The organism is Streptomyces angustmyceticus, assembly GCF_019933235.1.
Lineage (GTDB): Bacteria > Actinomycetota > Actinomycetes > Streptomycetales > Streptomycetaceae > Streptomyces > Streptomyces angustmyceticus.
Map to the genome: position 1 here is coordinate 7906907 of NZ_CP082945.1, position 14726 is coordinate 7921632.

The 14726-nt window shown below is 67.0% G+C and carries 7 protein-coding genes and 3 pseudogenes; all 10 read left to right on the forward strand.

Annotation, left to right across the window (positions count from 1 at the left end):
* The first annotated feature begins 57 nt into the window (after positions 1-57).
* Positions 58-762: a class I SAM-dependent methyltransferase gene (locus tag K7396_RS34625; RefSeq protein ID WP_208629091.1), complete on the forward strand. Its 705-nt coding sequence runs from the start codon at positions 58-60 to the stop codon at positions 760-762.
* Between the two features lie 73 nt (positions 763-835).
* Positions 836-2551, forward strand: a complete 1716-nt coding sequence (locus K7396_RS34630) for a carbamoyltransferase N-terminal domain-containing protein (RefSeq protein ID WP_086715706.1) — start codon at positions 836-838, stop codon at positions 2549-2551.
* Positions 2552-2697: 146 nt separating this feature from the next.
* Positions 2698-3132 (forward strand): PPOX class F420-dependent oxidoreductase, encoded by a 435-nt coding sequence (locus tag K7396_RS34635; protein WP_086715704.1) that lies wholly within the window; start codon positions 2698-2700, stop codon positions 3130-3132.
* A gap of 236 nt (positions 3133-3368) precedes the next feature.
* A pseudogene (locus tag K7396_RS36120) lies at positions 3369-4395 on the forward strand (IS630 family transposase).
* A gap of 28 nt (positions 4396-4423) precedes the next feature.
* A pseudogene (locus K7396_RS36080) lies at positions 4424-4627 on the forward strand (carboxylesterase family protein); the annotation flags it as partial.
* Positions 4603-4860, forward strand: a complete 258-nt coding sequence (locus tag K7396_RS36085) for a carboxylesterase family protein (protein WP_143589033.1) — start codon at positions 4603-4605, stop codon at positions 4858-4860. The pseudogene K7396_RS36080 and the gene K7396_RS36085, both read left to right, overlap by 25 nt.
* A 127-nt stretch (positions 4861-4987) precedes the next feature.
* Positions 4988-5219, forward strand: a pseudogene (locus K7396_RS36090) (kinase); the annotation flags it as partial.
* A 193-nt stretch (positions 5220-5412) separates the two neighbouring features.
* On the forward strand, positions 5413-6513 hold the full coding sequence (locus K7396_RS34665) for a hypothetical protein (protein ID WP_086715702.1): 1101 nt from the start codon (positions 5413-5415) through the stop codon (positions 6511-6513).
* A 161-nt stretch (positions 6514-6674) separates the two neighbouring features.
* The gene (locus K7396_RS34670) at positions 6675-9932 is read left to right on the forward strand and encodes a hypothetical protein (RefSeq protein ID WP_158101077.1); all 3258 of its coding nucleotides are present in this window, start codon (positions 6675-6677) and stop codon (positions 9930-9932) included.
* Positions 9933-9953: 21 nt separating this feature from the next.
* Complete coding sequence (locus tag K7396_RS34675) at positions 9954-14711, forward strand: hypothetical protein (protein ID WP_143589029.1); 4758 nt, start codon at positions 9954-9956, stop codon at positions 14709-14711.
* The last annotated feature ends 15 nt before the right edge of the window (positions 14712-14726 follow it).

Consider the following 14726-nt stretch of genomic DNA (forward strand, 5'->3'; position numbering starts at 1 on the left):
GCAGGATTACCGGACGGGAGTGCGCAGGGATCGCCAAGCGTTCCAACTGACCGGCCGGTGGCCGACTACGACGAATTCTCCGACGCATACGACAAGTTCAGCACCAGCAATGCCTGGAACGTCCTGTACGACCGGCCGGCGATCCTTGACATGCTCGGTGACGTCTCCGGGAAGCGGATCCTCGAAGTCGGGTGTGCGGCGGGGGCGATGACCGAGCAGCTGGTTGAGCGCGGAGCCCAGGTCACTGGCCTCGACATCAGTAAGCGCAACATCCATCGGGCGGTTGAGCGACTGGCCGGAAAGCCGGACGGCAGCGCCCGGTTCGCCCTCGGAGATCTCCGGGAACCACTGGATTTCGCAGAGGACGGCGACTACGACCGAATCGTTGCCTCGCTCGTGCTGCACTACGTCCGGGACTGGGGGCCGACGCTGCAGGAGCTCTACCGGGTCCTCAAACCCGGCGGGGAGTTTGTTATGTCCACACATCATCCCTGCGAGGACTGGCGCTGGCTGAACCGACAGAACTACTTCGCCACGGAACTGGTCACCGACCGCTGGACAATGGAGGGCTCCGAATACGCCGTTCGCTTCTACCGGCGACCGCTCCACGCGGTCTTCTCGGCGATCCGCGGATCCGGCTTCGTGCTCGAGGAGCTTTCCGAACCCATGCCGCTCCCGGAATGTGCCGAGTCGTTTCCAGAGGCATACGAGATCCTCACCACTCAGCCTCGATTCCTCTACCTCCGCTGCGCAAAACCGTAGCCGTACGACCGGAGCCAAACACCACCCGCACCACAGCCGATACCGGCACTGAAGTCGAGGGGCAAGAGTACTCATGTTGATATGCGGTCTGAAGCTGACCCACGACGGCGCGATAGCCCTGCTGGACGACGATGACCTCAAGTTCAGCGTGGAGATCGAGAAGCTGGACAACAATCCGCGGCACAGCCGCATCGACGACCTGCGATTGATCCCCGATGTGCTGGCGCGCTTCGGATATTCGGTGGCCGATGTCGACACCTTTGTCGTGGACGGCTGGGTCGGCGCCGAGCAGGCCGAGATTCCAGTCGGAGACCAGGGCGTTCCGATCAAGGTCCGAGCGGCTGGCTACCACGAGGACAACACCCGGTACGGCGCCCTGGATCCTTTCGTCACCGGCTCACTGGAGATCGGTGGTGTGGTGAAGCCGTACGTCAGCTATTCGCACACCGCTGGTCATGTCGCGGCGGCCTATTTCACCAGCGATTTCGCTCGGCGGAGGGAAAGCTCCTTCGTGCTGGTGTGGGACGGCGGGATGACCCCACGCCTGTATTTCGCGGACCCCGTAGCGTCGATCGTCGAATACGGTGGTTCGCTCTTCCCGGCGGTCGGGCACATCTACGCGGCGGCGGCACAGCATTTCGGACCCTTCCGCAAGCCCGCAGACGTGAAGGTGGACCTCACGGTCGCCGGCAAGATGATGGCATATGTCGCCCTGGGAAAGCCGGACACCCAAGTCAGGAAGATCCTGCAATCCGCATTCGACGGGGTGTTCAACGGTGAGAAGCAGTTGCTGGACGACGGCAGTGGCATCGGAATCGAAACGGACCGGCCGGAGCCGCTATTGTGGCTGGCGCCGCTGGAGGAGTTCTACACCCGGGTGAAAACGGACGTCGCCGCGCTCGGTATCGCGGACGCCGATGTCCTCGCCACGGTGCACGAGTTCTGCGGCGAGCTGCTGACTTCGGCCTTGGTGGACCGGGTCATCGCCTGGAAGGGTAAGGGTGAATGGAACCTCTGCTTCAGCGGCGGCTGCGCGCTCAACATCAAATGGAACAGCGACCTGAGGGCGAAGGAGCTTTTTCGGGACGTCTGGGTCCCGCCGTTCCCGAATGACGCCGGCGCCGCCATCGGAACCGCCGTCTGCCACCGGGCTCAGATGTCCGGCTTCGGGCCGTTGAACTGGCATGTGCGCAGCGGTCCGGCCGTCCGGCCGTCCGAGTTGCCGTCGGACGGCGCGTCCGCCGCCTGGCGCGTCCGGACCTGCTCGGCCAAGGACATTGCGGACTTGCTGTTCCGCACCGGTCAGCCGGTCGTCTTTCTCAACGGTCGGGCGGAGCTGGGCCCACGGGCGCTGGGCGGCCGCAGCATCATCTCTCCTGCCACCTCGCCCGCGATGAAGGATCTCCTCAACGAACTCAAGGGGCGGGAGAGTTACCGACCAGTGGCCCCGGTCTGCCTGGTGGACAGGGCCCCCGAGGTCTTCGAGCCCGGCACCCCGGACCCGTACATGCTCTTCGAGCACCGAGTCCGCCAGGACTGGTTGGACCGCATTCCCGCCGTCGTCCACCTCGACGGCACGGCCCGCCTGCAGACGGTGTCGCCTGAGCACGACGACGTCTTGCACGAGGTGCTGACGGAGTACCACCGCCTCAGCGGTGTTCCTGTCCTGTGCAACACCAGCGCGAACCTCAACGGCAGCGGGTTCTTCCCCGATGTGGCCTCGGTGATCGAATGGGGCCGGGTGAACTACGTCTGGAGCGACGGCGAGCTGTACTACCGGGAGCCGTAATCCCACCCGACAGCCACCGTGGGTGTCGGCCGTCTCCCGCCCCTGGAGCTTGCCGGCACCCACGGTTCTCCGTGTTGTAACCAAGTTCCACGATCCCGCACCACCATCCCGACGAGCCGAGGGGTCAGTGAACGACCGTGAGGAATATGCAACGTGACGAATGGCGGGCCTTGCTTACCGAGGGAACACGTACCGGAAAACTGGGGATCGTGCGTGACGGAGGTCTGGCGCACGTGACACCGGTCTGGTTCCTGCTGAACGAACCGAATTCCGGCCGTGACGAATTGGTGTTCACCACCTGGTCGGCCTCAGTCAAAGGACGAGCCCTGGTCAGGCGCCCGGAATTCTCCCTGTGCGTGGACGAGGAGTGCCCGCCTTACTCCTTCGTCACCCTGCACGCACGGGTTCGCGAACTGGACGAGGATCCGGTTCGGTTGCGGAGCTGGGCAACTCGGATCGGAGCCCGCTACATGGGATCCGAGCGTGCCGAGGAATACGGACGCCGTAATTCTGTACCCGGTGAGTACCTGGTCGTCGCCGAGGTCCTGAAAGTGATCGCCGTGCACGGCGTTGCCGACTGACCGCCGGGCACCGGCTCCGGCTGGCCGCTCGGCTTGACGCTCCTTGGGCATGGACGGCGCGTCGTACAGGTCCGAGGGTGGTCACCCGGTTGCCGCAGAGCCGGCCTGGCTCGCGGGTTCGCAAGGTTTACTGACATTGAACTCGTGATGGCGGCAGGTAGTGACGTTCGTGATCGTTGCGGTATGCCGTCTGTATGAGGTATGCGCAGGGTGGTGGGTTCACGCCGAAGGAATAACTGGCCCGTGAGCGGGTGCGGTTGGAGGCTGGTGCGCGATTCGAGCGAGGGGAGACGAGCGCCGGCATCGCGGCCGGGTTGCGGGTGGGTAAGCGGCAGGTGGAGAAGTGGCGGCGGGCCTGGCGCGAGGGCGGACTGGCGGCGCTGCGGTCTAAAGGGCCGATGTCGACCGAGCGGATCTCGCCTGAGCAGTGGGAACGTCTGGAACGGGAGCCGGGACGCGGTCCGCTGGCCCATGGCTGGGATGAGGGCCAGGGCTGGACGCTGGCGCGGGTCAGGACGTTGATCGGGCGGATGTTCCGCATCGGATACCCTGTCCAGGGCGTGTGGAAGCTGCTTCGCCGGCACGGCTGGTCCGCGCGGGTTCCCGTCCATCGGGCCATCGAACGTGACGAGGCGGCCATCGAGGTATGGAAGGCCGAGGTGTGGCCGCGGGTAAAAGCGCCGCGGCGGACTTGGGCGCCTATATCTGTTTCGAGGATGAGGCGGGACAGGGTCTGAGGCCGCCGAAGGCGCGCACGTGGGCACCACGCGGACGGACTGCTGTGATGCGGGCACGCGGCGGCAACCGAGGATGGGCCTCCGTTGCCGGGGTGGTGTGCTTCACACCCGGCGGAAGAGCCCATCTGTTCTACCGCCTGCACATGTGGCGCGGGCGCAACGGGGAACGTAAGAGCTTCGCCTGGACCGGATACCCGACTTGATGGTCATGGTCCACCACCCGCTCGGCGGCCCCATCGTGTGGGTGTGGGACAACCTCCTTGTCCATCTGTGCGGTGAACTGGCTGACTTCATCGCGGAGAACAAGGCATGGCTGACGGTGTTCCAACTACCCTCGTACGCGCCCGATCTGAATCCGACCGAGGGCGTGTGGTCGCTGGTGAAGCGGTCACTGGACAACTTCGCCGCCGCCGGCCTCGACCACTTGGCCCGTGTGCTGAAACGCAAGCTGAAGAAGATCCAGTACCGCCCGCGCCTGCTGCACGGCTGCCTCACTGAGACCGGCCTGACACTCAACACATCATGACCGAGCCCTGGCCGCCATCACGAGTTCAATGTCAGTAACTGGGGACGGGCCTCCTCGGGGTGCCGTTCGCCGTGGGAGTGCGGCGAACCACGGCGCCTCCCGCCTGGCCCGGGCCGACGACAGGGTCGTCGTCACCGCCAACTACCGCCTGGGAGCCTACGGTTACCTGGCCCGTCTCGGCCTGACAGCCGAGGCCCCGGATAGCGGATCTGGCGACTACGGCCTCACGGACCAGCAGGCCGCCCGCGCTGGACCAGGGCAAATGTGGCGGCGTTCGGTGGGGCCACGACGAACGTCACCGCGGGCGGCCTATCGTCCGACGGCCTGAGCGTCTGCGCCCACCTCGTGGCCCCCGGGTCGCGTAGGCTCTTCGCGCGCCCTGGTCCACAGCGCCCCCCTGCGGCCTGGCCTCCCGCCCCGTCGCCGAGGCCGAGCCGGCCGGCACGGTGTCCGCCACCGGCGTAGGCTCCGCCGGCGCCGTCGTGGCCTGCCTGCGCGGCAGTCGGCTGCCGACCTGCTGAAGGCCGCCCACGGCCCGCGCAGCCCCCTGGTAGCAGGTGTCCGGCACGCCCACCCCTGCCCACGCCCCGGCGCTTCACGCCAACGTGCCCGTACTGGCCGGCAGCTCGCTCGACGAGGGGACCATCGGCGTCGCTGCCGTCATGCGCTGCGACCTCCGCCGCTTCCCTGCCTGATCGATCTCACCGCCCGCTACGCCCTGGACAACGGCTTCCACGTCGTTGTGGAAGGCGTCCTGTACGCCGACAGCTACGGCACGATGCTCCAGGACCTGGTGCAGCGCCCACCGTGGCGTCTCGCGCTGCTCTACTCGGCGCCCGCAGCACGAGGTTGTACCTGCTCACCTTCGCCGGCGGGGAATTCCGGTAAGGTGAGTCTCCCTACGGAGTAATTCGCCTGGGCCAGGGCAGAGTTGAGCTGCTTTTGCCGCCCGGCCGAGGGGCTATTACGATCGTCATGTGCGCAGATAATTGGGGGGAGGGCGATGAGGAGGCATCAATGCTTTTTCCCGACCCCTTGCCAGATCTTTTGACGCCAGACCTGGGGATGAGTGCGGCGCTGACAGCAGCACAGGCGCAGACTGGCCTGACGTTTCCCGCCTTGGGTGTACACCTGAAATGCCCCATCTCGGTGGCGGCGGTCCGGAACCCGACCAGCACCTCCCCGTCCTTCGCCTATGCCGGTTTCCGTGACAGGGAGATGCATTTCTCGGGCAGCTTGCTGAAGGTCGCGGCCATGCTCGCCGCCTTTGAGTTGCGGCAGAGCGCTTCCGATTTTGCCGTCACCGAAGGCGACTGCTCGGCGAACGTGGTGTTCAACGACTTGAAGTCGGCCTTCAATGCAGCCATCCAGAAAGCCGCACCGCGTTTCCTGAGCGAACCGGGCATCACCGAGCAGATGCGCGTGCCCAAGTACCCCAGGATCTTCGATTCGCCGCAGGGCCTCGCGAGTGGCGGATGCCTGATGTCGTTCAGCCCCGATTTTGCGGCACACGTGCTGGGCATGATCGTACCCAGCAACAACGGCGAAGCCGCTGCCACGATCAAAGCGCTCGGGTACAGCTGGATCAATGGACTGCTGGCAAATGCCGGCCTCTTCGACCAGACCGCGAATCGGGGCATCTGGCTGGCCGGGACGTTCAAGCCCGGTCCTCCCGATCCCTTCCCTGCCGTGCGGGTGCCCTCCATGAATGACGGCGACTCGGCGCAGGCGACCACGACCATCGATATGGCGAGGTTCCTCGCACTGCTCATCGAAGGCGCAACACTGGACTCGCGCAGCGTTGACGGTATTGCCTCCGAAATGCGTGACCTCCTGGCCGGCGCTCAGTCTGTCGGTGACCGCTCTTTCATGACCACGGGAGCCCGGCCGGGCCTCAATGGCCTCGGCGCAGGTTTCACGATCACTCATTCGAAGATTGGACTGGGGCCCCTCAACGCCGGGGGAGTAGTCGCTTCCGAGGCGACCATCCTCTCCCACAACGACACCGGCCAGCAATTCCTCGTCGTTTGGCAGAACCTGCTGAACCTGAACGACCGCCACAACGCGATGTCGTTCATGGTGCGCCGGACCCTCCTCAATTTCCTTGGCATTCCTTGACCCGTAGCGGAAGCTCCGGTATCGGGAGCTGCCCGTTCCGCCCCCAGTGGCGGGCATCCGTCACCGGAGTGAGCATGGAAGAGAGGTGAAGGTGCCTACGGCGCACCTCGCCCCTCGTATGACCCTTCACCAGTTTCATGAGCTCGGGTGAGGCGTTCCTCATGTCCTTCCGTATCCGCCGTCCTGTTTCTCTGAGGCTCGGGGAAGAGCTGCGCGACCATCCCGGTGATGGCCAGCACGATGACCACGGCGACCGCGGCGGCGATCGCGCCGGCGGCGGTGGTGGCTTCCGGGGCGATGGTTTCGGCGAGGGGCCCGGCGGTGGCGGCTTCGGGGGATTCGGCGGCCCGCCTCACGGCCCGCCTCACGGTCCTGGTCCGCATCCAGGCCCGGGGCCTTTTCCCGGCCCCGACCGGCCCCCGGAGCCTGAGCCGCCGCACGAGGTGGACGTTGCGGAGGGGCCGTTCCGGGTGGTGCGGCCGGCGGACATGCTCGTCGTCGACATCGCCCTGGTCAACCTGCGCTTCGACGGCCGCCGCCTGGTGCGCAAGAACCGGGCGCAGCCCGCGTTCGTCCTCGCGGGGCTGCCGCCGCAGCATGTGCTGGAAGAGGTCCCCCTGAATCTGAAGGTCACTGCTTCCATGAAGGCAGTCACCGCCGGCTCGACCCGTCTGGCTTTCTCGGTGCCGGACAACATCGACAGCTTGGAGCTGTCGCTGGACGCGCTGCTCGGCTGGGCGCGCCTGGTGCCCATGACGGTGCCCGTCGTTGGCCCACAGAGCCCGGACACGCCGGGAACGACGGTCTTCCAGGGCCTTCCCCGAAGCGTCATCGAGTTCCCCACCCGACTGTTCCTCACCTACGACGACCCCGTGGACTGGGTCGTCCGCCCCCAAGCCCAACAGGCCGACGGCCGGACCGCGTTGTGGCACGCCCGGTTGCAGTTGCACGGTGAACGGGACGGCGACGTGCGGCTGCGGGCCTTTGCGACGGCCGGGGACCGGGGGGCACCGCCGGGGAACAGTCCGATCACTGCCGACAACATGGCGGACCTCGTCACCCTCAGCAGCCGGGCCGAGTTGGTCCCGCCTGGCGACGTGCCGATCGATGTACCCAGCGCGCCGTTGCATGCCGAGCAGTTCATCGTCACGCCTCAGGGCTCCTCGGTCCACCTGCACGGCCTATGGGAGAGTCCGCCGAATACCCCCGAGGAGCGGGAACGGTACAGGAAGGTCGGGCGTCATTTCCCCAATGTGGTGGCGTACGACCACATCACGGGGCTGGGGCGTGACCAGTACGTCCGCGTCGTGATACACGGCAGCTTGTCGACCGGTCACGAGTCCCTCCTCGTGACGGAAACCAGGCGGTGGTTCATCGCGAGCGCGGACGACGGAATCGTCGCGTACCTGCACAAGGAGCAGTACATCGTCGTCAAGCAGCCGGAGGTCGAGTATGGAGCTCATACCGGCTTCCAGCACGCAGGACGCGAAATGCCGTTCCGCACGCTGCGCATCACGGACCGGGTCACTCCACTGATCCAGACTCGGACGGAAAACCCGCAAAACGTGGCTTTCTGGGTGAACCTTCAGGACTCCGGTAAGGACTTCGATTTCACCCTGATCGGCACAGACACGGAGGGGCGCAAGGTCAGCTTCACCATGCCTCTGGTGTTCGTGCCCGACGGACTGACCGATGAACAGGAGCAGTTGACGAGGCTGTACAACCCGGCGACGCCAACAGAAGAAATGAAGGCAATGATGGAGAAGCGCCTGAGGCGGGAGATGCATGGTCAAGTGATGGCCATGGCGGAGCCGCCCGCCGACGCTTTCGGCAGCACCAGCCATGCGGTCGGGACCCTCACCTTCGGGCTCGGCACCTTCGCGCTCGGCACCCAGGATGGCACCCCTGTGGTGGGCCAGCCCCACGTTTCCGCCGCGGCGGTACGCGTCCCCGCCGTCGAGCAGTTCACCCCGAACGCCGGTGATCTCGAGGTCAAGTTCAACGCCACCTATCTCCAGCAGACGATGCAGGGACATCCGGCGGGTGCGTACCTGGATCTGCAAAGGCCGCTCAGCCTCACCTTCGGGGCCGAGCAAGCCGGTGGACTCTCCAGCCCGAATTCCGCGGTGAAGACGATCACCAGCCGGGCAGGCGTCATCCCGGACGTCATCAAGACGGACCCCACCACCGGCGCAGTCCTCGACGCGGCACCCATCAAAACCATCAGGGATGCCTTCGGCGGGGCCCAACTGCTCGGTATCGACCTCAGCACATACCTGAAGGGCCTCGTCAAGGATCAACTCGGCGCACTGCAGCAGCTCGACGACAACCAGATCAAGGATATTCTGGACAACCCCCAAAGGCAGCTGCCCGCGCCCGTGCTGCGCATACGCGACCTGGTGGACGGACAACAGGGCAAGGAACTGCGGTATGTGTGGAAGCCGCCGCTGGAACGGCCGACGACGGCAGGCGGTGGGGTGGACCCGACCGCCCTCCTCGACGTGTCCAAGGCCTCGCTGATCCTGGATGCCCGGACCGTCCGCTCGACGGAAGCCGTCGAGAAGTCCACGGTGCAGGGCAGCCTGAGCCACTTCGCGCTGGACTTCTTTGACATCGCCCGAGTGGAATTCGACGAGCTGAAGTTCAAGACCAGCCCAGGGCAGAAGCCCGATGTGACGGCCTCCGGTGTGGAGCTGAAGTTCAGCAGTGCGCTGGAGTTCATCAATTCCCTCCGCAGCGCGCTGCCCGCTGATGTCTTCGGTCCCGGCGCGTTCATCGATGTCCAGACCACCGGCCTCCGTGCCGGCTACAAACTCGCCCTTCCGGCCATCGGCGTCGGCGTCTTCACCCTGTCGAACGTCACCCTGTCGGCCGAGCTGGTGATCCCCTTCGACGGCAAGCCGGTCGCGTTCCGCTTCTCGGTCTCCGAGCAGAAGCACCCCTTCAACGTCACGGTCTCCCTGTTCGGTGGCGGCGGCTACTTCTCCATGCTGGTGGACGCCAGCGGTGTACAGGAGATCGAGGGATCCATCGAGTTCGGTGGCGCAGCGGCGCTGAATCTCGGCGTCGCGAGCGGCGGGGTGTCGATCATGGCGGGCATCCGCTTCCAGCTCGACAATAACGCGGTCTCCCTCAGCGGCTACCTGCGGTGCAACGGCTTCCTGACGGTGCTTGGCATCGTGACAGTGTCCGTCGAGTTCTATCTGGAGCTCACCTACGAGAAGAACAAAGAGACCCACCAGTCGGTGGTCCGCGGCAGGGGCACCCTCACGGTCAGCGTACGGATCGCCTTCTTCAGCAAGTCCGTCCAACTCGAAATGGAGCGGAGTTTCGCCGGCGCACCGGGCGACCCGACGTTCGCCCAATGCTTCTCGAAGGATCAGGACTGGCCGGAGTACTGCGCGGCGTACGCCGCGTGAGCGAGCCGCGTGGAGACCACCATGGACTTCGAACAGCAGATCAACTGGACCGTTCTCCCGGCCGGACTGTCGGACGACGGCAGGCACGTCAAGGTGTCGGTGTTCATCGCCCCGCGGCTGATGGGGCCGGCCCCGTCCGACGACCAGACGAAGCGCGCCACGCTGGCCCCCCACTTCCCCGATTTCGTCCACTGGCCGGACAAGATCACGCCCGCCACTTTTGATTTTGCCACCGGAGAGGGCACCTCCGAGCCCCCCACGACCGACGAAGTCTCCGAGACCTCCGACACGCCTGCCCCTTCGACGCCCTTCGTCACCGCGCTGAAGCCGCAAGCCCCGCTCCCTGATGTGAACTTGTGGAAGAGCCTCTTCAGTGTGGACACGCCGCTCGATCCCTACGTCTTCGAACGGCATACGGACCAGGCGTGCGAGACCTACTCCACCCAGCAGGTCAGCGGCTTCACCAAGGGCAAGTACGCCGAAGCGGCCATGAATTCACCCGAGACACCGCCCCGCACCAGGGACCTGATGCGCCCATCGAGCGACGGGTCGACCGGCGACCCCAGAACGGGCGAAGCCCCAAGAGCCACCGGGGGCACGGGGCCCGGGGACGTGCCCCCGGCGTCCCCCACGGAGGACGAAATGCCGATGCCTCCTGAGCTCGCGGACCTGCACAGCTTCCATACGATCGAGCTCAACAGGCCGCCCACCGTTGACGGTGAAGAGCCGCCCCCGTCGCCGCCACCGAAGAAGCACGATCCCGACTTCCACGAGATGCTCACCTGGCTCGGCGATCACCCCACGCTGCTGAGGCGACTCGGACTCGTTCTGGACTTCCTCCTGCCGGCCGACCTGATCCCCGTCTCTTCAGGCGAGCGGTTCCTGAAGGTGACTCCCCACTGGACGCCGGAACTGGGCAAGGGCACGAAGGGGTCGCACAACGTGTCCCCTCGCACGCGCTATGTCTTCCTCCCGGACCGCCGCGCCTTCGTCTCCCGGGCCTCGACCGTCACCAACGGCCCGCTGACGTCACCGTCCCTCGGCCTGGTGGAGCTGAAGGGAAAATTCACCGTTGAGCCGGCTGACATCGACGCCGCCGCAGGCAAGATGATCGCGCCCGCCAAGGACGCCACCGGACTCGCCCCGGTACGGACCCATGGGCTCTGCCTGGTCAGGAACGACCGGCTGGGCACCCTCAAGCAGGATTTCGCGCGGGCAGCCGAGCACGACGCGGCCTTCACCCGCGTGGTCGATCAGCAGAGAGCACAAGGTTCGACGCCCGCCCCGCAGATTCCGGGAGCCGCCGCCCCGCACGCCGCCGAGGATGAGGTGCCCGCCCCCGAGCTGTTCGCCCAGAACCTGATCCGGGGCCACCGGCTCGACATCTGGGACGAGACACGACGTCAGTGGTTCTCGCTGCACGAGCGCGAGGTGGAGTACCGGCAGGCGCGCGGCGGACCGGTCCTGCTCACGGCCTCGGACGAGGGTTTCTTCCAGGCCCACCTGGCCACACCACCCCGCGACGCCGTGAACCCCGACCACCTCTACGTACCCGAGCAGCTGGTCACCTGGGACGGATGGTCGCTCTCCGCGCCCCGGCCGGGCCTGGTGCTGGACACCGACGACGGTTCGGCCGAGGACAGCCGGCCCCCCAACAAGCCGGTGCCGCTCAAGAACCAGGCGGAGACGAAACTGCCCCTGGAAATCACGCCCAAGGTGCGGCCCGGCAGCCTGCCCAAGCTACGGTTCGGCCACGAGTACCGGGTACGGCTGCGTACCGTGGACCTCGCGGGAAACGGCCTGGACATGACGGAGGCCGACGCCCTGGTCGACCTGGCCGGCAGCGGCACGGACGGAGCGGCCCCCGATGGCCTGAAGGACAGGAAAGCCCTGATGCTCCCCGACGAAGCCGGGCTGCTGACCTTCCAGAGGTTCGAGTCCGTCCTGGCGCCCGCCGTGGTGCCCAGATTCCCGTTCGGGGAAGGCGCCTCGCCCTTCCGGATGGTCATCCGGAGCAGCCCGGGGGCCGGCCCACCCCCGGCCGGAGCCCGAACACAAGTCACGGTCCACCTGGCCAATGTCCAGTTCGGCAAGACCAACGACGAGGTGCGCATCGTCCAGCAGGCCCTCCTGGACAACGGCCGCTCCCTTCCCCACGGCGCGGACGGAATCTTCCGCAACGAGACCAAGACCGCCTACGCGGAGGAGCAACGTGCCCAGGGCTTCACGGGCAGCGATGCTGATGGCATCCCCGGCTGCACATCTCTCACCAAACTCGGCCGCAACAGAGGCTTCGCCGTCGACTGCGGCATCGGTACCGGCACTGGGACCGGGACCGTGGCGAGTACCGGAGCCGGCCGGACGGCTGAGCAGTACGCCGCGGACTTCAACCGGTCGTCACTGGTCACCGCGGAAGGACACCTCCCGTACCGAGGCACGGACGAACGCCATGTGGTGGCACCGAAGGCGTCACTGCGGTGCATCGAGTGGCACGGCCTCCTGGACGATGCCATCGGCTCCACGGACCGCAACGTCCAGAACGCGGTCTACGACCTGGCCGTACGGGAGAGCGGCTCGCTGAGCGACACCTCCCCGTCCCAGCCGGACCTCCAGGTCGAGACGATCAAGTCGCCGGCGGCGGACCCCAAGAACCCGGCGAACACCGTTCTGCACACGGGCGAGCAGGTCGAACTTCCCTACCTCCCCGATCCGTTGTCCACGGGAGCCGTGTTCCTGGACCTGCCGGGGATGCCCGCCGGGGAGCCCTTCCCGGTCCCCTGGGACGGCGAGATCTGGCACCGGCCGCAATCCCTGAGGCTGCGGCTGGCCGAAGGCACCGCGCCGCCGCGCTTCGACGAGGCGTCCCGCGTGCTGACCGTCTCCCTGCCGAAGGGCGCCGTGGCGACCGTCCGGGTGTGCTCCAGGATCGACTTCGACGAGAAAGTCATGGGCATGGCCGGGTGGTGCCGGGAGCAGCAGGAGTCGGCACCGAGGCTCGCGTCGGAGATGGAGGGGGACGCGGCGGCGAGAAGAGCGGCGGAGGCACGGAGAACCGACGACACGCTGGCGCTGGCCGCAGCCAGCCGGCACTGGATGTTCACCCCCTGGCAAGAACTGAGACTCGTCCACGCGGTCCAACAGCCACTGAATTCACCGGTGTTGACGCTGGCGACCCCGGCGACCCCGCGTGCACGCGGGGCGACCGCCGAGCATCTCGCCGGTTCCGTCGCGCTGGACGAGGACAGCACGGACCGGATCGACCTGATCGCCGAGTGGACCGAGGTGACGGACGGCGCCGGGGGCCGCGAGACCCGTGAGATGACCGCCCCGGTCTTCGACCTGCTGACGGCGAGGGCGAGCCTGAACGGCGTCCCGGGCACCGAACCCTACCTCCTCCAGAACGGCGTCCTGAGCTTCAGCACCCAGGCGGCCGAGGACAAGGCGAAAGCGGAGGCCGCGGCCGCGGCGGCACACCCAGGCAACCCCCCGACCCCGGACAACCCTCAGGGCAACCAGGGCAACAAGCCACACCCGCTCCCGCCCGTCCCCGCGAAGCACGAGTTCGGCGACACCAAACACCGGACGGTGCGCTACCACCCAGTGGCCGGCAGCAAGTTCGCCGACTACTTCCCGCCACAGTTCGCCACGCCCGGCAAGAACGTGCTGACCGTGGAGGGAGAGGCGCAGGAATACTCGGTGCCGAGCAGCGAGTGCCCGATGGCTCCCCGACTGCTGTACTGCGTGCCCACGCTCACCCTGGAGCACGTCGGCGGGCCGCCCGGTCCCATCGTCCACCAGCGGCGCGGTCGCGGAATCCGGGTGTACGTGGACCGCCCCTGGTTCTCGTCCGGAGACGGCGAACTGCTCGGCGTCGTCATCGGCGAACCGCCGGGAGGCGACCCCAAGTCCGCACGGGACTCCCTGGTCACCCTGATGGGCCGCGACCCCATCCACCGTTCCGCGCCGGTCTTCGCCCCGACCCCGGAGATGTTCACCAACGCGGTGCGTCGGTCCGGCCCGCTCCTCCTCCCCACGCCGTCGGGAACCATCCTCCCGGTCACGGTCGTCGGCTTCAGCCCGCAGTTCGAAACTGACACTCCGAAGCCCGGCAAGGAAGAGAACGAGGACGAGAACAAGGCCGGCCGCTGGTTCTTCGACCTGGACCTGGATACCGGGGACGCCTGCCTGCCCTTCGTCCGGCTCGCTCTGGTCCGCTACCAGCCGGATTCCATCCCCGGAGCGGAGATCTCCAAGGAGGTCGTTCTCGCCGACCTGGTGCGCACCCTGCCCGACCGCGAACTGAGGGTCACGCCCGGCGATCCGCTGTCGGTCAGCGTCACCGGGCCCTCCTGGGACCCTTCCGGCTCCCCGCCGCCGCGGATCACCGCCACGCTGCAACGCCGGAACAGCCTGGTCGACGACGATGACCTCGGCTGGGTGACCCTCGAAGACACCACCGTCCAACTCACCTCCGTCGACGCGGAGTCCTCCCGAACCCCCTTCTACACGGGCCAGCTCCCGATACCGCGCGGGCGTCGCGGCCCGTTGCGCCTGATGGTCCTCGAAACCGAGGGCATCCCTCCCGACGGCTCCACCCCGCCCACCACACCCGGGCCGGTGATCTACTGCGACACGGTCACCTTCGCACGGAGGCCGGGCGGCCCGGGTGGCCCGGGCGGCGACCATGACGGGGATGGCGACCACGACGGCCACGACCACCATGGGCCGGGCGACCACGGTGGCGGGTTCGGTGGGTTCCCTCACACTGACCCGCGCTGACATGCCAAAACCCGG

What these genes read in the sequence shown, in the direction of transcription:
- K7396_RS34630 (WP_086715706.1), top strand. Translation starts at nt 836, where the DNA reads ATGTTGATATGCGGTCTGAAGCTGACCCACGACGGCGCGATAGCCCTG.
- K7396_RS34635 (WP_086715704.1), top strand. Translation starts at nt 2,698, where the DNA reads ATGCAACGTGACGAATGGCGGGCCTTGCTTACCGAGGGAACACGTACC.
- K7396_RS34665 (WP_086715702.1), top strand. Translation starts at nt 5,413, where the DNA reads ATGCTTTTTCCCGACCCCTTGCCAGATCTTTTGACGCCAGACCTGGGG.
- K7396_RS34670 (WP_158101077.1), top strand. Translation starts at nt 6,675, where the DNA reads ATGTCCTTCCGTATCCGCCGTCCTGTTTCTCTGAGGCTCGGGGAAGAG.
- K7396_RS34675 (WP_143589029.1), top strand. Translation starts at nt 9,954, where the DNA reads ATGGACTTCGAACAGCAGATCAACTGGACCGTTCTCCCGGCCGGACTG.